The organism is Anaerobacillus alkalilacustris, from assembly GCF_001866005.1.
GTDB lineage: Bacteria > Bacillota > Bacilli > Bacillales > Anaerobacillaceae > Anaerobacillus > Anaerobacillus alkalilacustris.
In genome coordinates, this window is the sequence record NZ_MLQR01000009.1 from 1 (window position 1) to 26,154 (window position 26,154).

Below are 26,154 nucleotides of genomic sequence, written 5' to 3' on the forward strand. Positions count from 1 at the left end.
CGACCCGAAGGCCTTCATCGCTCACGCGGCGTTGCTCCGTCAGACTTTCGTCCATTGCGGAAGATTCCCTACTGCTGCCTCCCGTAGGAGTCTGGGCCGTGTCTCAGTCCCAGTGTGGCCGATCACCCTCTCAGGTCGGCTACGCATCGTCGCCTTGGTAAGCCGTTACCTTACCAACTAGCTAATGCGACGCGGGCCCATCCTGTAGTGTTAGGTAAACCCAACTTTCACTTTAGAACCATGAGGTTCTAAAGATTATCCGGTATTAGCTTCGGTTTCCCGAAGTTATCCCAGTCTACAGGGCAGGTTGCCCACGTGTTACTCACCCGTCCGCCGCTAACATTTGAGAGCAAGCTCTCAAATGCCCGCTCGACTTGCATGTATTAGGCACGCCGCCAGCGTTCGTCCTGAGCCAGGATCAAACTCTCCATAAAAGTGTTTGATAAAGCTCAAAATAAAACATTGACGAGATAATGTTATCTCTTTTTTGTCTAGCTTCAGACACCATCAACTCGAGACGCTTCAGTTCATCAAACGAAGTCAAAAAACACGACTTCTTTTTGTTGACATTCCAGCGCTTGTCGTTGATAAGCGGGTGTCTTCCGCCTTTCATATTCGCTTGGCTGTGTGTTCAGTTTTCAAAGAACCATCTTTTTAAATTTACGTCGTTGTTTTTTAGCGACAATAGTTATTGTAACATAACAATTAGTTCTGCGCAAGTTATTTTCGAAACTATTTCCAAACAACCACTTAACCAATCGCCTTTGTTACAGCAACAAGAAGTATAATACCACACTAAACTATTCAGCGCAATAGTTTCCCCAAAAATTAAATCTTAAGAATTACTCTCGCCATTTTTGACGAAACGAAGTAATTCTGCGCAAAAATGAGAATAGCATGACAGATATATTAATTTATCATACTACTATCTAAATGGCAACAAAAAATTTTCAAAACATAAATCTGTACTTCGATCAGTGAGGGTCCTTTCAGTCATTCTCATTACGACTTTTAATAATCAGCCAGTGAACTTTATCTATGAATTAATAAACCGACGAATAGAGGTGTCAAATGATATAAACAAGAACAAAACTGAAGGTGAATCTAGTTCCTCTCAAAACGAGAAAAGAAGCATTATTGAGGAAATTAAACAAACCCTGACTAATTTCGTTTCCAAAAACCATTCTTGTCTTTAACACCTAACACGACACAGATTCCGATACAATTGAGCAAACCTAACACATCTCGAATAAGAGTAACCTTTATGGCATTCGTGGATGCTGTTACTCAGCAAATTTTTGGGCATTGGATTTACACCTAGACGATTATCTCATATGGAGTTTAGATCATTATATTTCTATTAATGAAGGTTCTGGAATAAAAAACGTGAAATTTTCGTCTGTAACAGCCGAAATGCTTGATGTAGCTGCTATGCAACTTATTCTATCTGGCGGTTTCAAAAATATCCCTAACTATTCTACTAACCCTGACGGCGGACCATTTGCAGCCCTGTCGTTTGAAGACCGTTTTGAGGAGATTTATATGTTAGAAAATACTCAAGTTGATATGGGAAGTCTCCCTACACCTTTTAAAAATAATATCGGATTGCACTAGTATTGCATTAATTAAAATTTAATATTTAAAACACGCAAAATCTTCGTAACTCTTATTTATGGCAAAGAAAAAGCCCTTTATAATGGATAAGTCAGGTGATAACCCGTCCAAATCCACTAAAAAAGGACCAATCTCATGGACAAGATTACACGAAAACCTTCATTTGGGCAATGGTTTTCACAAATTAATCTTCAATTATTTGAAGAACAGGTGAAAACATTGAAATTAGAATACTATACGAAAAAATTAACGACAGAATCATTTTTAAAATTATTGCTTTTTGCACAGCTAGAAGAAATTGAAAGTCTCCATGCTTTAGGAGATTGCCTTTTCGATGACCAACTTCAAAAAGAAATAGACCTTGATTCTATTAGTATTTCTCAACTATCTCGGCGAATAAATGGAATAAACCCAGATCTTTTTCAATTACTTTTCCTTGATTTAGTCGCACAAATTCATGCTAAAACACATTACACAAAACTCATTATGCTGTTGAAAATCATTGATTCAAGCACATTGCCACTTAATTTAACGAATCATAGGTGGGCGCAGTTCCGCAAAACCAAAGCTGGTGTTAAGTTACACTTGCGACTTGTGTTTATGGAAAAGGGCCTCTCCTATCCTGAAAAAGCAGTGATGACCGGCAAAAGAACATGATCGTGGCCAGCTTGAAATCATGGTGGACGACAAGGAATGCATGTATGTGTTTGACCGTGGCTATTTAGACTACGAACGCTTTGATCGCATGACAGATGATGGCTAATTTTTTCTTTCAAGGTTGCGAAAAAACGCTGTTATACGAGAAGTTTATGATTTCAAACTACCTGAAGATACGACTGTTTTGTCGGATCAGATGGTGATGATTGGAACGACTCAAAACCGTGCTGAAAATTACTTTCGTCTTCTAAAAGTAATAGATTCAAAAAGAAACGAGCTTCGTTTAATCACCAATCGTTTTGACTTAAGTGCCGAAGAAATTTCGGAGATGTATAAGTCACGATGGGCCATTGAGTTGTTTTTCAAATGATTGGAGCCACCTTTGTTTGGGTATTTACTTTTTTGGCTCTCAACGACGAAAACGATTAAACCGAAAATTCAGACAACATTTATGCAACACTAATGATCGGATTGGTTAATAATATTATTAGCAACCTACATCAAATGGTTATGCTTGGTTACTATTCCGAATGGTTTGCACATGGTTTTACACGATTAGCTTATCCCGAAAACCGTCAAATAGAAAGGCCATTTCTGACCTGGGATCTCGTTAAATATCCTGGTCCATCAAAAGGATATCGTGACCTACGTGGGTTTCTAATAAAAAAAATTAAAAATTAGAGGTGGTTATAATGAATTTTGATGCTGACGTTATCATTATACGGGCCGGCGGCGCTGTTGCCGCTAAGGAATTGGGAGAATTAGGAGTTAAGGTTCTTGTTCTTGAATCAGGACCCTGGTACGGGGTTACATAATTAACAAACATGTTTTATTGAGAAATATCGGACAGTGAACAGGCCTATTTTCGATTGAAAAATCATTGAAATGTCTAGCTTACACAAGAAGTAAATTATTGGGCAGCATTCTTCCCTTCTTTAAAATATATACTAGAACCCACGGAAAAAAGTTAAAAATCTCAGTGAATTCGATCGTTTCACTGAGATTTTACATTTTAAATACCATTGCTGGTGCATCCAGTTCTCTTTCCTCAAATCCTAACTTTTTATAAAAATGTTGTTTTCCCTTAGCGGAAAAAAGTTGGATCGTCTGAATGTCTTCTTCCTTACATTTCTTCAGTAGTTCTTCAATCACTTGTTTACCAAGTCCTTGATTTTGATAATTGGGATGAACCATTACATCACAGATTAACGACTGATAAATCCCATCAGAAATCATTCGTCCGAATGCAATAAGCTGCTCTTGATCATAAATTGAGATATGATACCAACTATTATTCGCCGCTTGAAACAACTGTTCTTTAGTGTATGTTCCCTTCTTACTTTTAATTAGCCCACTTGATTCATGTAGATCAGCAAATTGCTCAAAAGCAGGAAGCTTATCCGTCACATTATAATTCATTTTCATTCACCTTCAATATAATCTCGTTTTATAATAATATTTATACAACAAAACGAATAATAATTCAATAGTTTTATTTATTTTTAGGATCTTTTCTTTAAGAGTGAAAAAGGAAAAAATATCACTTTTTTGCTGTATAGTTTTCATAATGATTGTTCAACTAAAGGGGGCAGTAGAGTTGAACAACGTTAATACGAATTAAATAAAAGTAAGAAGAGATTATTTGAAGGTATTTTGAAATTTCCTTATTACCATGATGGTTATTTTTTTCCTCTTTTTTCTATGCCATATGTAAAAGTCAAGGTGAATATATTCATTTATTCAATAAATTAATGCCATAGCATTATGGGTGTTCTTTCTACCTTTGTTTGCCATCAAAAAATTAACTGGAAAAGAACAACATTATCAACTAGTCACTGTACTACAAGTAAGGAAAATATCCCCCAACCCGCGTAACAGACTTAACCTATGAAAAGTTCACAACATAAAAGACAAGTAAGAAAACTAAATTTTAGATACGAGTACTAGACTCACTAGTCATCTACTTCCTAACTAATTAAATTAATCACTATAGGCAACTCCCTTCCCTCACCCTTGTTTAGGAAAAAAGATAAGATTTTTTTACTAACATACCCTATTTCAAAGCGCATATATATTTATGAATGAATATTTCCGGCAATAAACTTACCACTATTAGCACAGTGTTATTACTACTAATTCTGCGATACTATTGATAATACAAATAAACGGTTATTAGATGAATAAGATAAAGAAATATACTAGTATAATTTATATTAATTAAACAAATTCCATGCAACTTCAAGGATTGACGGAAACTTAAGGTGTTGATAATATTATTATTGGGAACTAGTGTGAAAATATCACAAAATTAACACATATTTCTTCAAAAAATAATGAAAAAGGTTGTGGCATTTATGAAAAGAATCGTAACAATTAGCACTCGTAAACTGAATGAAACTGCATTGTACGGTGGGTGTGGCGCATGTCAAACATCTTGCCAATCTGCATGTAAAACATCTTGTGGTGTTGCTAATCAAAAGTGCGAAAACCCAATAAACAGATAAGAAACAAAAAAATGCACCGCCCAACTACTATACAGCTGGGCGGCAATTTTATGGATAAAAGGAGCTAGTTATCAAGTATGATTCATCAATATAAACTAAACGGATATAACATAGTGCTCGACACCTACAGTGGGGCGGTACATGTAGTAGACGAACTCGCCTATGACGTTATCGCGCTTTATAAAAAAACTCCCATGGAAGAAATCGTAAAAATCATGCTAGAAAAGTACGCCCGCAATTCAGATATTTCAGAGTGCGAAGTTCGCGAAACAATCGCTGCTGTTGATGAGCTAAAAAAAGATGGACAGTTATTTACGGAAGATCAATTTAAGAATCTCTCGATCGATTTAAAAAATCGCAAAACATATGTAAAAGCTCTCTGTCTCAATGTAGCGCATACGTGTAACCTCACTTGCGATTATTGCTTTGCGAGCCAAGGTAAATACAATGGAAATAGAGCTATCATGAGTTATGAGGTTGGTAAAAAAACGATTGATTTCTTATTGGAAAACTCTGGACATCATCGTAATCTCGATATCGACTTCTTCGGTGGAGAACCACTAATGGCCTGGGAAGTCGTTAAGCAGATTGTCGCTTACGCAAGAAGTAAGGAAAAAGAGTACAAAAAGTCATTTCGCTTCACCTTCACTACAAATGGAATGCTCCTTAATGATGAGGTTACCGAATTTCTTAACCAGGAAATGTACAATGTCGTTTTGAGTCTGGATGGAAGAAAAGAAGTTCACAACCGCCTTCGCAAAACAGTTTCTGGAAAAGGTAGCTACGAGCAAATTGTACCGAAATTTAGAGAGTTCATTGAAAAGCGTGGCGACAAAGAATACTATGTTCGCGGAACGTACACTCATAACAATGTTGACTTCACAAATGACATTTTCCACATTGCTGACCTTGGTTTTGACAAACTCTCGATGGAACCGGTGATCTGTGATCCGAGTGAACCATACGCGCTAACTGACGAGGACCTACCAGAAATTTATAATCAGTATGAAATCCTAGCCAAGGAAATGCTAAACCGTCAAGAAAAAGGCAATGGTTTTACTTTCTACCATTATATGCTTGACCTTTCAGAAGGCCCTTGCATTCAAAAACGAATTTCCGGTTGCGGCTCAGGAACGGAATATCTTGCTGTAACTCCATGGGGAGAGCTTTTCCCTTGTCACCAATTTGTTGGTGATGAAGAATTCAGCATGGGCAACATTTGGGATGGAATTACAAAACCAGACATTCAAGACCAGTTTAAAGAAAATAACTGCTATTCAAAGCCACATTGTGAGAGCTGTTGGGCAAAGTTGTATTGTAGTGGTGGCTGCCCTGCCAATTCGCTACACTCAACAGGATCAATTAAAGGAACTGATGACTTCAGCTGTGACATTTTCCGTAAACGTGTTGAATGTTCCATGATGGTTAAGGTAGCCGAAGCTATTAAAGCTATGGAATAAACTTGTAGAATTCTCTTCTTCGTGGACCACTGTTTTTTTCTATTTTAATAGCAAACTACTGAATTACTCTGCTAAGATTAAAGGAGCCTACTACCTTGCTAGATTGCAAGTAGAGGCACCTTTTTTTTCGTAGATTTCTTAATTTTACCGTCTTTACAAAATTTCCTTTCCCGACTTTGTTCTTCATACAACGTGTTAGGGCTAAGTACTTCTGTCTGTAGATCTATTGACTTATCACATCTCCTTAGGCATCAACCTACAACGTTTAAATGCAGTATCAGCACTCTTACAAAAGATAACTTTAAATTATCCCTTCTCTTCCTCAAGCCCCTGTTCCATATTGGTGTTTAAATTTCTACTTTAAGTTAAGTAAGGCTGTATTCCTTCTTTTATGCTTTAGTTACTTCCCGCACTGCTTTTGTATGATAAGAAAATAAAGTTTATATAGAAAAGCAGCTGTCTCTCCCTTTGTTAATCTGTCACTATGTATTATATCGTTACGAAGGAATTGCCAATTCACCTCTAAATAACCCATTTCCGTAGTTAGTGATGTTGCGGTATGTAAGTCTAAACAACTGTCTAAAGAAAATTTATGCCTCAAACCGTTAATAACATTTTGCTGAGTGAGCTTACTTTCTAATTTCTCTAGCGCTGTTAAATAATCTTCAACCGTAATGCTCACTTCAGGATGGAATAAACCATCACTTTCTCCTGGCATAAATCCTAACCGAACCATTTATTCGACCTGATCACGTGCCAAATAATTCAATGTATCAGGGAAGACCTCTTTTAACACACTGTCCAGTTTCATTGTATAAGAACTTATTTCCGGAAGTTTTTCATTAATTTCTTCGATAACCATTCGTGCCATTTGTTTTGCTCCAGCTTCTCGAAAGTGCGTATTGTCATTCAAACCTTCTGGATAATTTGGATGTTCCTCTGGACGTAATTGCATAAAAAGTGGGTTCGTATCCTCCATACCAAGAGAGTTATAAAAGGCTAAACTTTTTAGATTCAATTCTAACAGTGTGAGCTTATTTTCTTTTGCCACTTCTCTCATTGCCTCCGTATAAGAAGGGAAAGAATCAACAAACCTTTCACTTTCACTTTCAATATCAAACGTTCTTCTGTTCATTGAGGTAAGGCATACAGGAATAGCACCACGTTGCTGTGCACCTTTAATATATTTTTTATTTAAATAATCTTTGTATTGATCAATTGTAACGTATCGTTCCGGTTTTTCACGACTCATATCATTATGTGCAAATTGAATAAACATGTAGTCACCAGGGTTTATATCTACTAATAAATCATTTAATCTCCCTTCCTTGTAAGCTAGCTTTGTACTTCTTCCACCCATTGCACGATTCTCAACCACAATCTCTAAAAAAAAAACGATGAATAACTTGTCCCCAGCCAGCCATGGGAGACTGATCTAAGTCATATGTTTTTACTGTAGAATCACTAATTAAAAAGATAGATAGATCTTCACTTGGTGTGCGTTTTGGTAAAAGTGTAATCGTCATTTCATATAATGCTTCATATGCAACAGGAATTTCAAAATCTAAACGGTCTTCTATAGCTGCAAATTTAAAACTTTGCGTGTATCCGTCCTCATCCCGTAACCATTCTTTATCAATTTTTACATCATTCACCAGCAAACAACCCTGACCTGTCATGGAATTTTGGTTTTTAAGCGAATAAGATAATCTTCTCCAGCAATAACATTAGCTACGAAGTATGTGATGCTTGAAATTTCTTTCCGAGAACCTTCCATTAGACCATACCCTTGTTTTGAATAATAAAGTGTGTCTTTGTTTATGACTGTAAAACCGTTCTTTTCTAGTCCAAAACTAAAATGTTGGTTCATACTCTCTCCTATTAATTTCTTATGACGTAAGCAGTCCTCACCCTAAAGAGAATTAAGATTCTGCAATTTTTATTTTATTCGAATAGATTTTTAAGTATTGAGAAATGTAGAACTTCAGTGAGTGAATACCATCGCCAAGACGTGTAAATTTTGTATTATGAAACCACTAAAGTGTAAGGATTTAGTATTCTATTACATCCAATATCAGTTATTTCAGCAAATTACTCATTAAAATCTCTTTTAGTTGATTTACACTTTGTACAATATATGTAGGGTTGAGTTGAGTTAATTCGTCAGATGAACCATACCCATAAGTAACTCCAATAGAGCTGATTCCATTATTATTTGCACCAATAATATCGTGCTTTCTATCACCAATCATAATAAAATCACCGAGTTCATATTCACTATATTCATCTAATATGCATTGAATGATTTCAGTTTTTGATACCCTTGTTCCATCAAGATTACTACCTACGATAAGTTCAAAATACTGATCAATATTAAAATATTCTAGTATTTGTTCAGCAAAAACCGTAGGCTTTGATGTTGCAACAGCTAACGTAAAACCTCGTTCATTTAACAAGTTTAATAGTGTGGGAATGTTTGAATACAGCTTATTCTCATACATTCCTTTTTCTTTAAATCTCTCTCTAAACAAATTTATTGCTTTTTGTATCTCTTGCCCATCAAAATTGTAAAATTCAGAAAATGATACTTGTAATGGTGGGCCAATGAAGCATTCTAATTTATCAACATCAGGCTCAACAATGCCCATCTTATGTAACGCATATTGAACAGATTTCGTTATTCCTATTTTAGGGTCTGAAAGTGTTCCATCTAAATCAAACAATATTACTTTATATTTTTCCATTTTATACTCCTTTTAGTACCAATTAGTTAATCTAATTTTACCATAAGTATATTTCCTTTTACGTATTTCTTTGAACTTAAAAGCCTATCACTTTACTAGATTGTAAATGGGCATCTATCAATCAGTGGAGGGAGATTCTTTCGTCCTCCACTAATGAAAGTTATTCTATATCGTACCTTCAGGGACAGCTAATCCCCTACCTAAACGACATATGTTGGTACTTCTCTTTTTACGGTGGGTAGACGTTTAAGGCCAAAAGCTGTGCCTATTACATAATTAACTTTCAATAGGTTACATTACATATATAATATAAAAAGTGGGTGATACTCCTATGGTGAAAAAAAATGATGAGAAAAAAAATGAAATGATTACATTAGACAGCCAAAACAAAGATCAAACTGTAGAACAAGACAATTTAGATAATTACTACAGAGAATGGGAAGATGACCGTATTTAGTAAATAAAGTTTCCCTTAATTTTTTTATGAATTAAGAAGTAATGCTGTGCTGTTGTATTTTCCTTCGAACATAGCTTACATGAGTTAAACATTACTTTGCTTATTATTAATCATCATTCATTCTTGTTGATAATCAAAACAAATTAGCTAATCAATTTATTGTAAACTTTTGATTATTCTTTTTTTACTAATAAGAAAAGCTCAAGCGCCTTGGTCACGAGCAGCTGCTCCTGTGCCACTCCGTTTGCTCAAGAGCAATTGTTTTCCGTGCGACGAGTAATCGCAGGAGCAAAGCTGCATGAAGCTATTCAGAGACGTTATTCATGAAGTTATTGAAGTCAGAAACTTGACTGAAGTGACCGAGATCGTAGGCTGCTTGCGCTAGACAGTTTCCAAGTTAGAAATTTATAAATTCTGATTATATAAAAAAGAGGTCACGTATCAACAACGATACGTGACCTCTTTTTGCTGTCTAACCAGTATTTATTAGTGTTCTAAGTCGAAAACACATTTATTTAAATAATGGTTGGGTACCATTTGTAACAGTTGATTTGCCCGTTATTAATAAGCATGATAAAAATTGTTCCACAAATTTATTCGAGTCAAGTCTTACGGCTACGTATGGGGGGTGACTCATTTTCGAAGCTTCGAATGGAAGGCCTAACCAAAGAAATTGCCGATCAATCAGCACAAATGGGAATGGTAATTCCTCATTTATATACTCTACCTTATGGTTTAAGGTTAACGGTTGTTCTGAAATAATCTTCACTTTTACTTTAGAATGTGTAGCTGCTATCTGCTCACGCCACTCTTTTGGTAGACCCATTTGACTCGGTAGTGAGATGATAATCGACGTTCTTGCTTGTTTTAGATCCTGAAACACACGGTCTAATTTTAAAGCGTGCATCCATTGTAGATGTGGGTGCTGATTTTTAATCCACGTACCTATTTTTTGATGAGTGATCGTTTGTCCGTGTCGTCCTTGATGATCAACTAATTGCCGTATCGTTTTTCCCGGATAGATTTTGTTTTTTACAAAGCTACGATCTGTGACCTGTATAAACTTCCCCTTTGTTCTTGTAATAGCTACGTTCACGAGGCGTTCACTATCTTTTCCTGTCAAGAGCATACCCGGACGTTCTTGTGGGTTACTATCGACTGTATCAAAAATCATGACATCTCGTTCACTACCCTGAAACCTATGAACGGTTGCAGAAATAATATTAGCTTCTACCCGTTCCTTTTCATACACACTTCCTAAAAGCTGATCCATCAACATCGCTTGAGCTCTGTATGGTGTTACGTACCCAATCGATCTCGCCCCAGCGGTGTAAGCTTCGTGTATTAATTGAAAAGAAAGAAACAGTTGCCATACATTTATTCTTGATTTTGACGATTTCTCTTGAATACAGTGCCGCCCAGTAAAACTTGTGTCCACTAAAATAGATGCCATATTCATAAACGGTGCCCGCGTAACTAAATCATTTCGCTTATTTTTCATGCTGGGGTGATCATACACTTTTGCAAGATAAATGTACTCATTTGTAAAAGCTGAAATTTGAGGATGCATACGGCGCTGCTCTTTTAATAACATTAGATGTGGATGTAATTGGTCATCATTTAAAGCCTCCACTACTCCAGCGCAATGAAAAATATCTTCTTTTAGCCATTTATCAACTAATTCATGCCTAGCAGCAGCAATTGGTGGTAATTGCTTAAAGTCACCAGATATAATGACTCGTTTTCCTAGAGATGCTGCAAACGCAGCTTGTGGAACATATGCCATACTAGCTTCATCCATAATGACAAGGTCGTAATCTTTTTCATAAATCGCTCCGTCTGTTGCCGCCTTTGCTAATGTAGTGCCGATAATTTGTGCTTTTTTTAAAAAACTTAATTCTTTTTGTCTGATTTTCTCTTGCAAGGAAGCTAGTTTTTTTTCCGTTGCAAGAAGCGTCTCACTATCACGCTTACTGAATGAATTAGATAAATCATGTTTTAATAATCGTCTTTCTTCTAACACCAAATCTCTTTCTTTCGCGAGTCTTGGCTCATGTTTTTTAAGTAACATTTCTGTTGTAATCGGTTCTGTCATCGCCTGCTTTGAACCCGTACCATAACGAAGTACATCGCCATCTACAAACTTGGATTTTTTTGTTAAAAAATCAACAATTTCTTTTAGTAGTACATCGACTGCTTGATTACTATTGGATAGTATTAGCACCCGTTTTCCTTGAAAATATTTATTTGAAGCTACTCGAGCAAGCGTGTAAGTTTTACCTGTTCCTGGTGGTCCCCAAACAAATGTTGTTGGGTTATATTTTGATCGATAGAATAGTTCGTGAGAGTTGGTTTTCAATTTGTCGAGTGGGTGTTTCGGCTCCTCGGTTGGTTCCATTAATTGCTTAATTCGACTACGCTTCTTCTTACTTTTTTTACATTCATCAATACGATCGATGAGTTCTTCTAGGAGTTCCCACGGATCATGATAAAGAATTGATTCATCAATTAAATCTTCTAACGATTGTTCAAGTGACAAAAGCAAATTATTTCCCTCAGAAGACAACATCCTCCCCTCTACTCTTCGATTTTTCCACTGTAAACAAATACTTGAACCGACTGGAATAGAAATCGGTACAGACGTTTCGAAATAGTAAGTAAACCCTTTATCACTCAATACTAAATGCCCATTTTTTAACGTATATTTTGTACTTCCGTATTTTTTCAAATGATTAATTTCTATATAAAGTGCTTGTTGCCACTCTTTTAAGTATTCCATTACACTCTTCCTTACATTAAAAATGTTTACTAAAAATAAACACTCGAAATGGTATCGAATGTTTCCCTCAATTAATTAATTATAACGTAAACTGATATCTTTTGCTTTATTTTCCATAATTCACATTATTAGCGGTTACTATACTGCCATTTTTAAACTTTCGCGGACACCATAGCCCTTATATCACGAAAATCATTTCTGAACTCGTTTCAGCAAGCTGAAACATCGGAAAATCCCACCTACGCTTTTACCCTAAAAAAATTCAGAAAACTTGCCATTACAAGTTCAAATCAGCAATTTGATGTCCACAAAAATCAATTTTTACGTCATCTTTCCTAAATAAGGTTTTCTGTGTCCGCACCATTTGTATGCCCTACTATTTGTAAACATGCAGATATTTCATTTCTTTCTAAAATACCTTTTTCCAAGGATGAAATCGATAATATCATATTCGCACACTATTTTTTCAAAGCCTATCTCATCACCACTCCTACTCTCAAACACCTTAAACAGTTCCTTCAACTATTTACCAATATAAACCCTTCAATAATTTCACAAATTAAGAAAAGACTCATTTAAGAGGGGGTTATTATGAATACGGTAAAAGAACAATGGTTTGGAAATGTTAGGGGAGATATTCTGGCTGGGATCGTTGTGGCTCTTGCTTTAATTCCTGAAGCCATCGCATTTTCGATTATTGCAGGCGTGGATCCAATGGTTGGATTGTATGCATCCTTCCTAATTCCTGTTGTTATTGCTTTTGTGGGTGGCAGACCAGGTATGATTTCAGCTGCTACTGGCGCAATGGCACTACTAATGATTGATCTTGTGGCGCGCTTCGGTTTGGAGTATTTATTAGCTGCAACGATTTTAACAGGGGTTTTTCAGATTATTTTCGGTCTCTTAAAACTTGCACGTTTCATGAAATTTATCCCACGTTCAGTGATGGTGGGCTTCGTAAATTCGCTAGCTATTCTCATTTTCATGGCGCAAATTCCCCACCTTTTTGGACAAGGTTGGCTTGTATTAGCTTTAGCTAGTGCAACACTAGCTATCATATATTTATTTCCTTATATCACAAAGGCAATTCCGTCTACTCTAGTAGCCATTGTTGTGATTACAGGATTTACAATGTTTTACGGGTTAAATGTGTTTACTGTAGGTGATATGGGAACATTGACGAGAACATTGCCTATTTTCATTTTGCCACAAGTCCCGTTATCATATGAGACATTAGCGATCATTTTTCCTTATGCACTCGCTTTAACAGTAGTTGGTATTCTTGAGTCTCTGCTAACTGCTTCCATTGTTGATGATATGACGGATACGGATAGTAATAAAAATAGGGAAAGCAGCGGACAAGGAATAGCTAATATTGTTGCAGGTTGTTTTGGTGGGATGGCAGGATGCGCGATGATCGGACAATCGGTTATTAATGTGAAATCAGGTGGTCGAGGAAGATTATCAACCCTAGTCGCTGGAACCGTTCTAATCCTTTTAATTATTTTATTAGGAAACATCGTCGTACGAATTCCAATGGCAGCATTAGCTGGTGTAATGGTTATGGTTTCTATTAGTACGTTTGATTGGAATTCCTTACGAACCTTACTTATTGTTCCCGCTACTGATTCGATTGTGATGGTCGTGACCGTTGTTACTGTAGTAGTTACACATGACCTTTCCAAAGGGGTTTTTGCTGGTATCTTATTAAGCGCTATCTTCTTTGTTTCAAAAATTTCAAAAGTAACGATCGAAAGTAAACTCGAGCCGACTAAGAAAAAACGAACGTACTTTATTAAAGGACAATTATTTTTCGCCTCTGTTACTGAGCCTATTGCAGAATTTGATTTTAAGGAAGACTTAAAAGAAGTCGAACTTAACTTTACTCATGCACATATTTGGGATGACTCAGCAGTTGCTGCAATGGAAAAAATTATTACGAAATTTGAAGAAAACAGAATAAATGTTGAAGTCACAGGACTAAATGAAGCCAGTAAACTATTAGTCAATAAATTAAGACATAAATTAAGCAGCCATTAAAAAAGGAGGTAAATATATGTTTAATAAAATTTTATTAGCTTCGGACGGTTCTGAATATGCCATTCGTGCCACCGAGAAAGCAATAGAAGTAGCAAAATGTAACAGTGAAGCTGTCATACATATTGTCTATGTCGCCGATGACTCAAAAGGTGATGTACTACAAAATTGGAATACCACCGGAGCCCAAAATAAACGAAAAGAAAAAATAAGACCGAGTGTCGAAAAAGTAGAATCTGCAAATATAAAAAATGAAGTGAAATATTTACACGGTGAACCGGGACCAGCTATCGTCAAACATGCAAATGAGAATGATTTTGATCTCGTTGTCGTCGGAAGTCGGGGACGGAATCGATTGCAAGAATTAGTTCTTGGTAGCGTCAGTCATAAAGTAGCAAAAAGAGCCAATTGTGCCGTAATGATTATTAAATAAAGCTGAACTTCAATCAGTGGTGGTCTACTTTCATCCCCCACTGATTGTTAGTTTAACTTATACTACACCATAAACAAAAATAAAGGCTTACTTTAGAGGTACAAAAAACTAAATGTTGGGAAATGCTCTTCATCCAACAACATTTAGTATCATTGTAGTGAAAGAAACAATTATGAAATTCATTAGAGTAAAAATTTTTAAAAAATAATATTAATCTCAATCAGTTTACAAGTTTATTATATTATTTATTTTAATAATATTGACAAATCATGCAATCATCCATTATATTTTATAATTATAAAATTGAATAAGTACGTAAGACTACTGTGGGAGAGAATGTAATAATACGTCACCGAAGGGGCAAATCTTTAAAAGAGATGAATCTCTCAGGTAAAAGGACCGCTGTAGGACAATAACTCTCTGGAGAGTGCTTTATGCCACCCACGGGGACACCTTCTAACAATAGGTAAAACTCTCAGGTAAAAGGACAGAGACTATGAATATCTGTTTATTTTATACTATCAGAAAGTATAAAATTTTATGGATGATAGTATAAGAAAATCTAAGGCTCTCGCCATTAAGACCTGGTGATAAGTCAAGTTTTTCTAATAATGTTTACTTATTGATAGGGGGATTTTTGTGGTTTGGGATGTATTAAATGTAATTGGAACTATTGCCTTTGCAATGAGTGGGACAATCATTGCAATGAAAGTAAAGTATGATATTATTGGCACTTATACTCTAGGCTTAATTACAGCGTTTGGTGGTGGAGCGATTAGAAACCTTCTTATAGGTGTTCCAATCATCGAATTGTGGCAACAAACAACACTTTTTATCATTGCAATTATCACCATTACTATTATTTTTCTGTTACCATATAATTTTGTTGATAGATTAAAAGAATGGAATCTATGGAATCTCTTTGATGCAATCGGACTATCTGCATTTGCAGTTCAAGGAGCAATGCAAGCACACTCATTGGGAATGCCAATCCTAGCAATTATGTTTTCAGCTGCTATTACTGGAGCTGGTGGAGGGATTATCCGAGATGTATTAGCTCAGCAAACCCCAAATGTTTTCCGTAAAGAAGTATACCTCTTATGGGCAATGATTGCTGGTTTTATTATTGGCATGGGATGGGCAGAAAAACCTTACCAATTATACACACTTTTCAGCATTATTTTACTATTACGTATCATATCATACCGGTTTAAATGGTGTTTACCGATTAGAAATTTTAATGAATTACAAGCATAATGTTATGCTTTGCAGAACATTAAGTGAAACTTCAATTAAACTATTAAGTAAGCAATCCATTTACATATGAAATAAAAACAGCTCAATTCACAATAAGTTGGGCTGTTTTTTTATTGTATAGAACTACCCTAATAACTCAGAGTAACCGTTTATTTAAGCACAACTTCTCATATGATTTATTTTATCGGCACCAGTATACAGCCGCTAGCAATAAGTAGTCTTACTGCCCCTTAAGAGTGGGAAAAATATTTCTCCATAATTATATAAACTCTACCACCTTTAATAAATCTATTGTTCGTTTCTAACAATCCAAATTTTTTATAAAAATCGAGTTTATTTTCTCTTGCATTACACCAAGGTTCTTCGCTTCGTTCAATACATAATCCAATAGCTTACTCCCATATCCCTTCCCTTGTTCTTCTTGAAGAGTCGCAAATTTTCGGAATTGAGCTTCTTGATTATTAATAAAAAGTGAGACACCAGAGACTAGTTTTGTTTCTTGGTAAAGTCCAAAATGAATTCCGTAGTGATCGTCCTTTAACTTAATGTAGTCTATCTCTTTATCTGGCCCCATCACTTTATGACGTAATTCCCATGATTAATAAGCTAAAGTATTAAGTATGTTCTATTTTAACACCTTTTTATACTGTATTTAATAAATGTTTTCACAATATTTAGAAATAAATTATATCTAACGTAAAGTTATGATAAGCTCCTATTTAACAATATCTAAATTATTCTTCGATAATATTCAAGAAGGTTTGACTGCAATGTTATCTATTTAAACGAACATTTCTTTTTTCTAATTATCAACAGGTTGTACTAAAAGTGGACTTGCAACATATACATGTTAAGAGGAGGTGTTGTATGAAAAAACCTTGGGATACTGTCAACGATCAATCGATGAAAATGATCATTCGTGAATTAATTAAAGTACATGGAGAGTATCAAACTGCTAAAAAAAATACGATGCGTTGGTTACTAGCGTCTTATGTACCTTTATTAGCACTCGTATATATTTTTTATACTCAAGTCCAGTTTAATCTCCATAATATATTTTCTACTATTATGAGTAATAATACGATACTGATTCTTCTTTTAATTTACATTGCCTTAGCTGCAAAAGTAAAAATTAGTATGGATACAGAAAAAGAAGCAAAAAAAGATTATAAAGATATACGTGGCCAAGTTACTGATAACCTTAATAACATCTGGCGTATGAACTATGATATAGAAACTTGTAATGATATTGTTGAAGCGCTGGATAAGCTATATAAAATTAATATCAGCTACAAAGGATAAAAAAGAGCTGCTCAAAAGTACGATAACGTTTCTTTTGAAGCAGCTTTTATTTTGATTGGAAAGAAATTCTACCAAAATTATTATTTTTTATTGTCGGTATTTTAGCAAACAGTTTTTATCGTATCGTCACCATTATTTCTAGTAAAAATCGTTTGGCAAGTGGCGGATATACGTGATGGAGTTCAGTTATATGATAACGATCTATTTCATCTACCGCCATTTCCGCTGCAAAAATAAGACCCTGCTTCATCTCTTTTACTTCATGATCAAACAATGTGACGATATATCGTTTTTGATGAGAGTCTATTTTTTTAACCTCAATAGAATCAGTGTTACATTTCACAACTTCAAACAATCCATCTAACCGCTTATGTTTTGCTATTAATTTCGGTAAATTTATATTAGAATAATTTTCTTTGTATCGATAAAGTATGACACTGTTTAGAGCTTCTATAGCTTCAATAAAATCAGATTCGTTTTTTTGAATGACTGAAATAACATTTTTGCCTACGTCTGTTTTGTAGCGCTTATTTAACCATTTTGCTAAAGCTTTTAAGGTACTAAATAAATCTTTCAATTGGGTTTTGTTCATGTTTTCAAATAATTGAATATAATCAACCGATAATAAATGTTCCCAAAAAACACTCGTACACTCTTCCCAACTAGTTAAAGGTGTTTGTACAAGTAAATAGCGTAATTCATATAAACTACCTTGATATTTACGTACTGTCGTTTCACTTTTCCCTATTGTTTTTTCTTTAAAAAATTCAAGAAGATCATTTGCATAAAAGCTATTCACTGTACTAGGTGTGAAGCCTAACTGTTCTAAAAATGGGATATCCTCTTCATCCACAAAATTTCGTACTTCTTTTTTTATAGAAGTCGCCCTATTTGTTCCACCGGTCACAAAAAGTGATATTGGTAAGTGTAACTTTTTTCGAACCGTATTGAAATCAGCTGTGACCTCTACTTCACCAAATTGTTCGTATACATTTTTGAACAATTTGTATTCGGATTGTTTTAACCAAAGATCAGCTTGATCTGCTCGACCTGTTTTCATTAAACTATGTAAAGATAGATCATCAAACATAGGAATAGGTTCATCTATATTAAGTATAGCGCTATTCTGTGCATATATAGAAAAATAGGATGGTATTTGTTTATCCATTGCTATAACAGAGTTTTTAAATTCTGCCTGAAACGGAATGTTGATCTTTTTTTGCTCCATTTTCAATAGTTTTACCGGTATATTCGCCTCAACTAACGATTGAAATTCCGTCGCCTTGTCTCGTAATAAACTTGTAAATATAAGCGTTCGCTGTTTTAACAACATCATTCCATAGACGTTACCAATATGAATCGGACGGGTTAATTCACTATCCTCATAAACATGCCATTCGCCAACCCAACTATATTGTTGCTCGTTATGTTCAGTAGGATTAGCTTCGAATTGCTTCGACAAATAAGCCATTACTTCTTGTTCATCACATTCAATTTGATAGTGAACCGAATACTCAATAATTTCTTTTTCTTGGTGATCACCTGTGATAGTTGGTTCTGTTAATAATTCACCAACTAACTCAGGAAAATAATACGTCATTACTTCACTTGCTGAAAGATTTTCCTGTCTACAAAGCTCTTTAATTTTGGTAGCTGCAGAATGTAAGCTTTGTGGATCAACCATTACTCTTACACCATTAAAGTAATATTTATTATCAAACAACTCAAGTAAACCAAGTGTCCCATACCAAGGTAGTGGAGTTGAGATATTTTCATAGGTATTAGCCACAGGATAGCGTTCCTTTGTTAACAGATCCTCAAAAATCACAATGTCATCTTTCCATTCCACTGCTTGGACAAATTTCGGTTGTAATTGTAACCAAGTTTGGACCATTGAAGTATCTGCTAATTTTTCTTCCTTGTTAAACCATTCAATCGTACGAAGCCCATTTTCAAATACATGAAAAAAATACAACCAAAATCGAAAGTATGGATACTTTATTTTCGGGTCAATTTTATAATTAACTCGCTGATTGAAATAAGACTCCAAACGAAGTTGTTCTTGATACGATATTTTTTTATCAACAAAAGCCTCTAGTTTTTGTACTAGCTCGTGTTTTTGTTGCATAAAACGCTCTTCCTTAACTGCACTCATTTGAATAACGTTTTGTTTTTGCATGCAGCATTTTTTATACTTTTTACCACTACCACATGAACATGGTTCATTGCGATTAACACTCATTTGCAACCCTTCCTTAACTTCCTTCTTTTTAATCATTTTAGCATAGAACGTTTTAATTTAGTCGAAATGATCGAATTTACTGGAAACATTATCTTTTTTTACCTATTTGATCGACCTTCTTTAATCATCAAAACGATTCGTACAAATCTATGTCTAGTTACAAGTAGTTCAGTTTAACTAGATACAATATGTTAGTGGCGAGAATGTTAAATGATGAAATGCAAATGGATTTTGAAAGTTTTGTATTAACTAAGCTTTTACTATTTTTATATTTAAGTTTAATCTGGTGTAAAACTTAATAAACCCTTTCGTTTGTTGACACTGGAGCTCGGCAATTAGATATTATATACTTGGAAGAAAAGTATTTTCTACGTATCAGTGCATAATTGAAACATTCAGCAAGGAAAAGATACGATTTTATTAAAGGAGAGGGATTAATAATGAAAATGAAAATGACAGATTTACCTGGAGTAGGAAAAAAATTATCATTTATTAACGCCGAAAATCAGATGATGGCCATGATCATCCACCATTCAGGAAAGCGAGAATTGTACTTTTTTGAAGATGCAGATGACGATGAAGCAGTTTTTACCTTTAACCTTTCATCAGAAGAAACGAAACAAATGGGAGCACAATTCTTAAATACTACGTTAGATACAGTTATGAACGAAAAGTTAGAACGACTTCAACTTCTACGAAAACAAGTCATCGTTGAGTGGGTCGAAATTAAAAGACAACCACAATTTACAGGAAAAACCTATTCCAAATTTGAAAAATTATTACCTGACGGAGTAACCGTCGTTGGACTATTCCACGATGACGATTTTGATGTCAGTCCAAGTGGCGATTTGACGCTTCAAAAGGGAAATACCATTATGGTCGTTGGTAAAAAGGAACCGATTGAACAATTTTTGAAAATTTGTGAAAGTGAGGATCATTAAAAATTATGGAAATTCCTGAATTATTAGGAGCTGGCCTCGTACTCCTACTATTGTTTATTACAGGATTCGTAGGGTCAAAAATGAAGATTCCTGATGTTATTATCTATATTTTATTAGGTATTGTCGTTAGTAGTTTCTTATATGGTTCCCATCTCCTTCACTTTACTGGTGAAGTTGGAATTGTTCTCTTATTTTTTATGTTAGGAATGGAGTTCCCTATTAAGCAGTTGTTAAATGTTGCAAAAAAAGTAATGAAAGCTGGAATTTTAGACGTCGTATTAAGCTTTGGTGTTACAACACTCCTTTGTATTGCAATGGGGTTAGATATCATCCCTTCTTTAATCATCGGTGGTGTTGTCTACGCAACTAGTTCTTCTATCACGGCAAAAATGCTGGAAAACTCGAAACGAATGGCCAACCCAGAATCAGAATTTATGTTAGGGCTTCTTATATTTGAAGATTTAGTTGCACCAATTTTAGTAGCTATTCTCGTTGGACTAACAGCCGGTGCAGCAATAACAGCGACATCCATGTCGATACTATTACTAAAAGTTGTTGGTTTAATTGCTGGAGCCATTTTACTAGGTCATTTTTTATTTAGTAGACTTGGTCCGTTCTTTGATCGTCATATGAATAAGGATATTTTTATCTTATTTGTGATTGGATTAGCGTTAGCATACGGTGGCTTTGCCCTATTCCTAGATTTATCAGAAGTATTAGGGGCTTTTTTAGCTGGTATCATGCTTGCAGAAGTACGTAGAACCCATGAACTAGAAAAATTAGTAATTCAATCGAAAGACTTATTATTACCGCTGTTTTTCTTATATTTCGGTACAACGATTAGTTTTAATGAAGGTATCCCAATGGTTGGCTTACTTATTCTCATTCTTGTTTGGTCAATTGTTGCAAAAATAATTGTTGGATTTTATGGTGGACAGTGGTACGGTTTATCAAAACGGGTATCCCTGAAAGCAGGTCTTTCATTAACACAGCGGGGAGAATTCTCTATTATCATTGCTACTCTAGCCGTTGGTTCGCTTCAAGCATTTAGTAGTGTTTTTATATTACTTTCAGCAATGATTGGTATTATTTTATTCCAAAGCGCTCCGGTGATTTCAAAGAAAATCTACGGTAAAAAAATAGTAAAACAACAAAAAACTGCATAAAGCAGAACTTCAAACAGGAAGTGTTTTCCACCTAAACTTTTCGATTTTCTTACGTTTTGAGGTGGGGGACTATGACCCTTAAGTACAAATCAGTTTGATTAATACGAAATACAACTAAATTGAAATGGGCAGTCCTATAACTAGGTCTGCTCATTTCAATTGCTCCCGTATTAGCGTACTACATTTAGTAACCCAATACTACGAAGAGCTAGAAACTCCTTATTCTTCACATCATGAGTACCTAAAAGTGTTTGAGGACTTAATTTCTTTATGACAACAATGTCATCAGACAATAGTCGATGCCCACGCCCAATTAACGTATGAGCTGTCTCACTTTTCACTACCCCTGAATTCCCACGGACTAAGATTCGATTACCAGAGACATTAACACAAACCAACATTTAGATTTATGTAGCTCCATTTTGACAATTATGAAATTCACTCATTTAAATGAATTTTCACATTAGGTAAGGACTTTTAACCAACCATAACGTTCATCCCCAATGCGAGAAGTGATAAACTTTTTAAAAATTTTCTTTCGCTTGTTAAATCCGCTTTTTTCAATTAGCTTTTAACTAATCTTTCCCGAATTTTCATTTGTATTTTTACTACTTTTATATTAAAGTTTAAGAATATTTCAATAGAACTTATTTTCCGCGGAGGTTTTTCATGTATATGTTAGATTTTCACCATCACACTAATCATTCATTTGACTCTAAAGCAGTGATGGAAGATGTTTGTAAAAATGCGATTACGAAAGGTATAAAAGAAATTTGTTTTACAGAACATTTTTCCCTTAATTCTCAATCTCCTACAAATGGCCATATAAATCTTACTAACTATTTCTCGGATATTAAAAGCTGCCAAGAAAAATTTCAAGATCAGCTACTAATTAGAAAAGGTCTTGAAATCTGTGAGCCTCATTTATTAAAGGATTTGTATTGTAAAACGTTTGAGCCCTTAGAACTAGATTTCATTTTAGGTTCTGTGCACAACATTAATAATCGAACTTTAAGAGAGACACTAGAAAAGAAGCGATTAGCAGGATACAAGGATTATTTTCAAGAGGTTTATGAAATGGTAAGTATAGCTGACATAGATGTCGTTGCCCATCTTGATTTAATGAAACGATACGCTTACGAAGAATTTGGACTATACGACTTTACTGAATATAGAGAAATACTTGAGGCTATATTATCTAAAATAATCGAAAGAAATTTAGGTATTGAAATAAATACATCTGGACTTCGAACTTCCTTAAATGAAAGTCTCCCTTCTATTAATATTGTAAAACTTTATAAGGAACTAGGTGGAGAAATACTAACTGTAGGCTCTGATTCTCACAGCCCTGATTCAGTAGGATCATTTATAAAAGAAGCTATTGAAATGGCAAAAGAATGCGGCTTTACGTATGTCTTTTCATTTGATAAAAGAAAAGCAATTCCACATAAAATTTAGTAAACTTAAAATAAGAGGCTTCATTTTGCGGAGTTAATTTTGTTTGCGGACACAGGAGCCGTTATTTTCATAAAAAAGTCCATTTTGTAAGACACCGAGGACACAGAGTCCGTTATTTGACAAAAGTTAGATAAAATAAAGCTTGAATTAAGTTAATAGCGGAACCATGGTCCTTTTTCACCTTAAACACAAGTTTTTAATCCAAATAACGGAACCACAGTCCGCACACATACCACCCTATAACCTCATGTTTAATCTATTTCCGCTGCTTTTATAAGGGCTTTTGTATAAGGGTGGCGTTCCCGATGATATAGTTCTTCCAAGCCAAACTGATCGACAATGGAGCCATTCTTTAAAACAATCACTTTTTCACATAAGAATGTTACAGCTCTTATGTCGTGTGAGATAAAAAGAATTGTCATATTATTTTTTTTCTGTAGTTCCTTTAGTAAATGCAAAATTTGAACTTGAACTGTAACATCTAAGCTTGCAGTTGGCTCATCACAAACAAGGAGTGATGGTTCAATACTTATTGCTCTAGCAATACTCACTCGTTGTTTTTGTCCACCACTCAACTCACCGGGATAACGGTCGACCAGTTGTTTGTCTAGTCCCACCATCTCTAAAAGCACTTCTGCTATTTCTCTTTCTGAGAATCCTTCTTTCCCTAAATACGAAGGGCTAATTTCCTTAAAATTACTTAGGGGCTCTAATAAGCTTTTCCATATTGGTAGCTTAGGATTTAATGTACTAGTCGTATCTTGAAAAATCATTTGAATACTTTTACGATATTCACGTAATAGTGTTCGATTTTTTGGAGCTATTGGTTTACCATCAAAAGTAATGTTACCTTCTTTATACGGTTCTAAACCTAATAGCACTCTAGCAAGGGTGCTTTTACCACTACCACTTTCCCCTACTATTCCTATGCATTCTCCCTCTGTCGAACGAAACGAAATATTATCTAAAGCCCGAATATTTTTAGAATAGTTTTTTGATAGACGATCTACAATTAATAAACTCATAAATTAAATCACTCTTTCATTCTTATCTAATACATTCTCGCTTGGGAGTGAAAGTAAGCATGAACATAACTTTTTCGTATACGGATGTTTATGATAACAACGAATTTGTTCAGGGTCGCCTTCTTCAACGATTTGACCTTTGTGCATGACATAGATTCGGTCTGCACGCTTATAGGCTTTGGTAAGATCATGAGTAATCATCAGAACCGCACAACCTGTTTCTTTGCGTAATTTTTCAATATAATTTAACACTTTCTCACCACTCATGACGTCTAAGGCTGTAGTTATTTCATCACATATAAGTAAGGACGGCTTTAAAGATAATGCCATTGCAATAGCCACACGTTGAACCTGGCCGCCACTTAATTGAAACGGATAACTTTTATAAATTCGCTCAGCTTCCAAACCCATTTCTTCTAAAACTTGAATGGAGATGTTCTTTGCTTCTTTTTTTCGAATGGCTTGATGTGTACAAATCGTTTCTACCATTTGCTTCCCAACCTTAATAAATGGTGTAAAACTCCCTCGATAATCTTGAAAAATCATCCCAATTTCTTTACCAAGTAACTGACGCTGCTTTTTTGAAGACATCGTTACTATATCTTCTTGATTATAAAAGATTTGACCTTGCACATTCATACTAGACGGAATAAGTCCCATAATTGCCTTAGAAGTAACACTTTTCCCACTCCCGCTTTCGCCAATAAGAGCAACGATCTCACCTTTAAATACTTCTAAGTTAACATTATTTACTATCAACTTCTCTTCTGCTCTACTCTCAATATGCAAGTTTTGTATGGAGATTAAAGGTTCTATCACAAATGGTCACTCCCTTTTCGAATATCAAAGTAACTCTTCAAACCATCCCCTAGTAAATTACAACAGAGTACCGTTAACATAATTGCTAACCCAGGATAAATCATAAGGGTAGGGATCACTTGAAAATATCCTCGTCCATCATTAAGCATTGCTCCCCATTCCGGAATAGGCGGTTGAGCTCCAAGGCCAATATAGGATAATGAAGAAATAAGAAGAATTACTTTTCCTACATCAATCGCCGCCATGACGATAATGTCCGGCATCACTTGTGGCAATAAATGCATACGAATCGTTTTAAAAGTACTAGAATGAGAGACTTTTGACACTAAAATATATTCTTTTTCTTTCTCCGTTAGTACTAATCCGCGAACTACACGTGCATACACAATCCACTTTACTAACACAATAGCAATAACAATATTCGTTAAGCTAGGTCCTAAAATTCCAGCAATGGCAATAGCTAAAATAAAGTCTGGAAACGCGAGAACTCCATCAATCACTCTCATAAAAAAAGCATCTATTTTTCCACCAACATAACCTGAAAAAAGTCCAATTGGTACACCTATACATAATGCCATTAGTATCGTAAACATACCTAAACCTATCGTTAACTTCGCTCCATAGATAAGTCTAGAAAACACATCCCTACCTAATTGGTCCGTTCCGAGCCAATGCATAGCAGAAGACCCTTGTAGCCTGTTTCCCATGTCTATTTGAAACGGGTCATGAGGAACAAGGACCCCACCAAGAAAAGTAATAACTGCTAGAAAAATAGCAATAACAATACCAAAAAACATACTAGGGTTACGAAGAAGGCTTGATTTCTTTTTCGTTACTACAACTTCCATTATGCGGCCTCCTTCCCTTGTTTTATATGAGGATTAATAATTAAGTACATAAGGTCTACAATAAGGTTCGTAACGACAACTAATAGTCCGACAATAAGTATATAACCTTGAATAACTGGATAGTCTCGTTGCATAACAGCATTAACAATAAGGTCCCCCATGCCCAATGTCATCAGGCTAAGGATACAAATATTGGAATGTTACTTTGAGGCCACTGAAAAAGTGAATGTTTTTGAAAAACGAATGATTATAGGGGGGCAAAAATGTCGCCCTAACCCTCAAACGAGCCTTAGAAGCGATTCTAGAGGCTCGTTTTTTGAATATTATTTTTCAGATAAAAAAATTTGGACTTTTTCAGCAGTCCGTGTTACTTTCTGCTTCTTTTTTTGTAATGAGCTACTATCAAAGTCC

General features: G+C 35.1%; 24 protein-coding genes, 1 rRNA gene, 2 pseudogenes and 1 riboswitch. Of the genes and pseudogenes, 12 read left to right on the forward strand and 15 right to left on the reverse strand.

Annotation, left to right across the window (positions count from 1 at the left end; translation table 11 throughout):
* Nucleotides 1–434, reverse strand: a 16S ribosomal RNA gene (locus BKP37_RS06195); the annotation flags it as partial.
* Between the two features lie 952 nt (nucleotides 435–1,386).
* Here BKP37_RS06195 and BKP37_RS06200 point away from each other — a divergent pair.
* Both BKP37_RS06200 and BKP37_RS06205 read left to right on the forward strand, forming a co-directional pair.
* Nucleotides 1,387–1,614 (forward strand): hypothetical protein, encoded by a 228-nt coding sequence (locus BKP37_RS06200; protein WP_139193075.1) that lies wholly within the window; start codon nucleotides 1,387–1,389, stop codon nucleotides 1,612–1,614.
* A 135-nt stretch (nucleotides 1,615–1,749) separates the two neighbouring features.
* Nucleotides 1,750–2,638: pseudogene (locus BKP37_RS06205) on the forward strand (IS4 family transposase); the annotation flags it as partial.
* Between the two features lie 638 nt (nucleotides 2,639–3,276).
* On the opposite strand, the gene BKP37_RS06210 reads toward BKP37_RS06205, so the two are convergent.
* Nucleotides 3,277–3,690, reverse strand: a complete 414-nt coding sequence (locus BKP37_RS06210) for a GNAT family N-acetyltransferase (protein ID WP_071308780.1) — start codon at nucleotides 3,688–3,690, stop codon at nucleotides 3,277–3,279.
* A gap of 935 nt (nucleotides 3,691–4,625) precedes the next feature.
* Here BKP37_RS06210 and scfA point away from each other — a divergent pair.
* A complete protein-coding gene (gene scfA, locus BKP37_RS19100) occupies nucleotides 4,626–4,775 on the forward strand; it encodes a six-cysteine ranthipeptide SCIFF (protein WP_084034571.1) in 150 nt (49 codons plus the stop codon).
* A gap of 77 nt (nucleotides 4,776–4,852) precedes the next feature.
* Nucleotides 4,853–6,235, forward strand: a complete 1,383-nt coding sequence (gene scfB / locus BKP37_RS06215) for a thioether cross-link-forming SCIFF peptide maturase (protein WP_071308781.1) — start codon at nucleotides 4,853–4,855, stop codon at nucleotides 6,233–6,235.
* A gap of 400 nt (nucleotides 6,236–6,635) precedes the next feature.
* Here scfB and BKP37_RS06220 read toward each other — a convergent pair whose 3' ends face one another.
* The 5 genes from BKP37_RS06220 to BKP37_RS06240 all read right to left on the reverse strand — a co-directional run bounded on the left by BKP37_RS06220 (nucleotide 6,636) and on the right by BKP37_RS06240 (nucleotide 8,979).
* Nucleotides 6,636–6,971, reverse strand: a complete 336-nt coding sequence (locus BKP37_RS06220) for a hypothetical protein (protein ID WP_071308782.1) — start codon at nucleotides 6,969–6,971, stop codon at nucleotides 6,636–6,638.
* A complete protein-coding gene (locus BKP37_RS06225) occupies nucleotides 6,972–7,613 on the reverse strand; it encodes a rhamnogalacturonan acetylesterase (protein WP_071308783.1) in 642 nt (213 codons plus the stop codon). It lies immediately after the preceding gene.
* Nucleotides 7,606–7,890, reverse strand: a complete 285-nt coding sequence (locus BKP37_RS06230) for a hypothetical protein (protein ID WP_139193076.1) — start codon at nucleotides 7,888–7,890, stop codon at nucleotides 7,606–7,608. Before BKP37_RS06230 ends, BKP37_RS06225 begins: the two co-directional genes overlap by 8 nt.
* A 20-nt stretch (nucleotides 7,891–7,910) precedes the next feature.
* Entirely contained in the window at nucleotides 7,911–8,105 is a 195-nt protein-coding gene (locus tag BKP37_RS06235; RefSeq protein ID WP_071308785.1) for a hypothetical protein, read from the reverse strand.
* A gap of 208 nt (nucleotides 8,106–8,313) precedes the next feature.
* A complete protein-coding gene (locus BKP37_RS06240; protein ID WP_071308786.1) occupies nucleotides 8,314–8,979 on the reverse strand; it encodes an HAD family hydrolase in 666 nt (221 codons plus the stop codon).
* A 331-nt stretch (nucleotides 8,980–9,310) separates the two neighbouring features.
* On the opposite strand from BKP37_RS06240, the gene BKP37_RS20655 reads away from it, so the two are divergent.
* Nucleotides 9,311–9,436 (forward strand): hypothetical protein, encoded by a 126-nt coding sequence (locus BKP37_RS20655; RefSeq protein ID WP_281243008.1) that lies wholly within the window; start codon nucleotides 9,311–9,313, stop codon nucleotides 9,434–9,436.
* Nucleotides 9,437–9,947: 511 nt separating this feature from the next.
* Here the strand turns inward: BKP37_RS20655 and BKP37_RS06245 are convergent.
* A complete protein-coding gene (locus tag BKP37_RS06245; RefSeq protein ID WP_071308787.1) occupies nucleotides 9,948–12,215 on the reverse strand; it encodes an AAA domain-containing protein in 2,268 nt (755 codons plus the stop codon).
* Nucleotides 12,216–12,806: 591 nt separating this feature from the next.
* Between BKP37_RS06245 and BKP37_RS06250 the strand changes: the two genes are divergently transcribed.
* The 3 genes from BKP37_RS06250 to BKP37_RS06260 all read left to right on the forward strand — a co-directional run bounded on the left by BKP37_RS06250 (nucleotide 12,807) and on the right by BKP37_RS06260 (nucleotide 15,942).
* A complete protein-coding gene (locus BKP37_RS06250) occupies nucleotides 12,807–14,255 on the forward strand; it encodes a SulP family inorganic anion transporter (RefSeq protein ID WP_071308788.1) in 1,449 nt (482 codons plus the stop codon).
* 16 nt (nucleotides 14,256–14,271) lie between these two features.
* A complete protein-coding gene (locus tag BKP37_RS06255; RefSeq protein WP_071308789.1) occupies nucleotides 14,272–14,685 on the forward strand; it encodes a universal stress protein in 414 nt (137 codons plus the stop codon).
* A gap of 317 nt (nucleotides 14,686–15,002) precedes the next feature.
* Nucleotides 15,003–15,097: riboswitch (glycine riboswitch) on the forward strand.
* Between the two features lie 227 nt (nucleotides 15,098–15,324).
* Nucleotides 15,325–15,942 carry a trimeric intracellular cation channel family protein gene (locus BKP37_RS06260; RefSeq protein ID WP_071308790.1) on the forward strand — a complete coding sequence of 206 codons (618 nt, stop codon included), beginning with the start codon at nucleotides 15,325–15,327 and terminating at the stop codon, nucleotides 15,940–15,942.
* 301 nt (nucleotides 15,943–16,243) lie between these two features.
* Here BKP37_RS06260 and BKP37_RS06265 read toward each other — a convergent pair whose 3' ends face one another.
* Entirely contained in the window at nucleotides 16,244–16,516 is a 273-nt protein-coding gene (locus BKP37_RS06265; RefSeq protein ID WP_342707766.1) for a GNAT family N-acetyltransferase, read from the reverse strand.
* A 293-nt stretch (nucleotides 16,517–16,809) separates the two neighbouring features.
* Here BKP37_RS06265 and BKP37_RS06270 point away from each other — a divergent pair, with 293 nt between their 5' ends.
* Nucleotides 16,810–17,244, forward strand: a complete 435-nt coding sequence (locus BKP37_RS06270) for a DUF2663 family protein (protein WP_071308791.1) — start codon at nucleotides 16,810–16,812, stop codon at nucleotides 17,242–17,244.
* Nucleotides 17,245–17,359: 115 nt separating this feature from the next.
* On the opposite strand, the gene BKP37_RS06275 is transcribed toward BKP37_RS06270, so the two are convergent.
* Complete coding sequence (locus tag BKP37_RS06275; RefSeq protein ID WP_071308792.1) at nucleotides 17,360–19,486, reverse strand: SEC-C metal-binding domain-containing protein; 2,127 nt, start codon at nucleotides 19,484–19,486, stop codon at nucleotides 17,360–17,362.
* A 440-nt stretch (nucleotides 19,487–19,926) separates the two neighbouring features.
* Here BKP37_RS06275 and BKP37_RS06280 point away from each other — a divergent pair, with 440 nt between their 5' ends.
* Both BKP37_RS06280 and BKP37_RS06285 read left to right on the forward strand, forming a co-directional pair.
* Nucleotides 19,927–20,427, forward strand: coding sequence for a cation:proton antiporter regulatory subunit (locus tag BKP37_RS06280; protein ID WP_071308793.1), 501 nt, complete (start codon nucleotides 19,927–19,929; stop codon nucleotides 20,425–20,427).
* Between the two features lie 5 nt (nucleotides 20,428–20,432).
* Complete coding sequence (locus BKP37_RS06285) at nucleotides 20,433–21,593, forward strand: cation:proton antiporter (RefSeq protein WP_071308794.1); 1,161 nt, start codon at nucleotides 20,433–20,435, stop codon at nucleotides 21,591–21,593.
* Between the two features lie 173 nt (nucleotides 21,594–21,766).
* Here BKP37_RS06285 and BKP37_RS06290 read toward each other — a convergent pair.
* Nucleotides 21,767–21,988 (reverse strand): annotated as a pseudogene (locus BKP37_RS06290) (HPr(Ser) kinase/phosphatase); the annotation flags it as partial.
* A 274-nt stretch (nucleotides 21,989–22,262) separates the two neighbouring features.
* On the opposite strand from BKP37_RS06290, the gene BKP37_RS06295 reads away from it, so the two are divergent.
* A complete protein-coding gene (locus tag BKP37_RS06295) occupies nucleotides 22,263–23,051 on the forward strand; it encodes a histidinol-phosphatase HisJ family protein (protein WP_071308796.1) in 789 nt (262 codons plus the stop codon).
* Between the two features lie 251 nt (nucleotides 23,052–23,302).
* Here BKP37_RS06295 and BKP37_RS06300 read toward each other — a convergent pair whose 3' ends face one another.
* The 4 genes from BKP37_RS06300 to BKP37_RS19105 are packed head-to-tail and all read right to left on the reverse strand — an operon-like array spanning nucleotide 23,303 to nucleotide 25,904.
* Nucleotides 23,303–24,076: an ABC transporter ATP-binding protein gene (locus BKP37_RS06300; protein ID WP_071308797.1), complete on the reverse strand. Its 774-nt coding sequence runs from the start codon at nucleotides 24,074–24,076 to the stop codon at nucleotides 23,303–23,305.
* Nucleotides 24,077–24,079: 3 nt separating this feature from the next.
* The gene (locus tag BKP37_RS06305; RefSeq protein WP_071308798.1) at nucleotides 24,080–24,895 is read right to left on the reverse strand and encodes an ABC transporter ATP-binding protein; all 816 of its coding nucleotides are present in this window, start codon (nucleotides 24,893–24,895) and stop codon (nucleotides 24,080–24,082) included.
* A complete protein-coding gene (nikC, locus tag BKP37_RS06310; RefSeq protein WP_071308799.1) occupies nucleotides 24,892–25,743 on the reverse strand; it encodes a nickel transporter permease in 852 nt (283 codons plus the stop codon). The genes BKP37_RS06305 and nikC overlap by 4 nt, the downstream gene beginning before the upstream one ends.
* Complete coding sequence (locus tag BKP37_RS19105) at nucleotides 25,743–25,904, reverse strand: ABC transporter permease subunit (protein ID WP_245712454.1); 162 nt, start codon at nucleotides 25,902–25,904, stop codon at nucleotides 25,743–25,745. The genes nikC and BKP37_RS19105 overlap by 1 nt, the downstream gene beginning before the upstream one ends.
* Nucleotides 25,905–26,154: the final 250 nt, after the last annotated feature.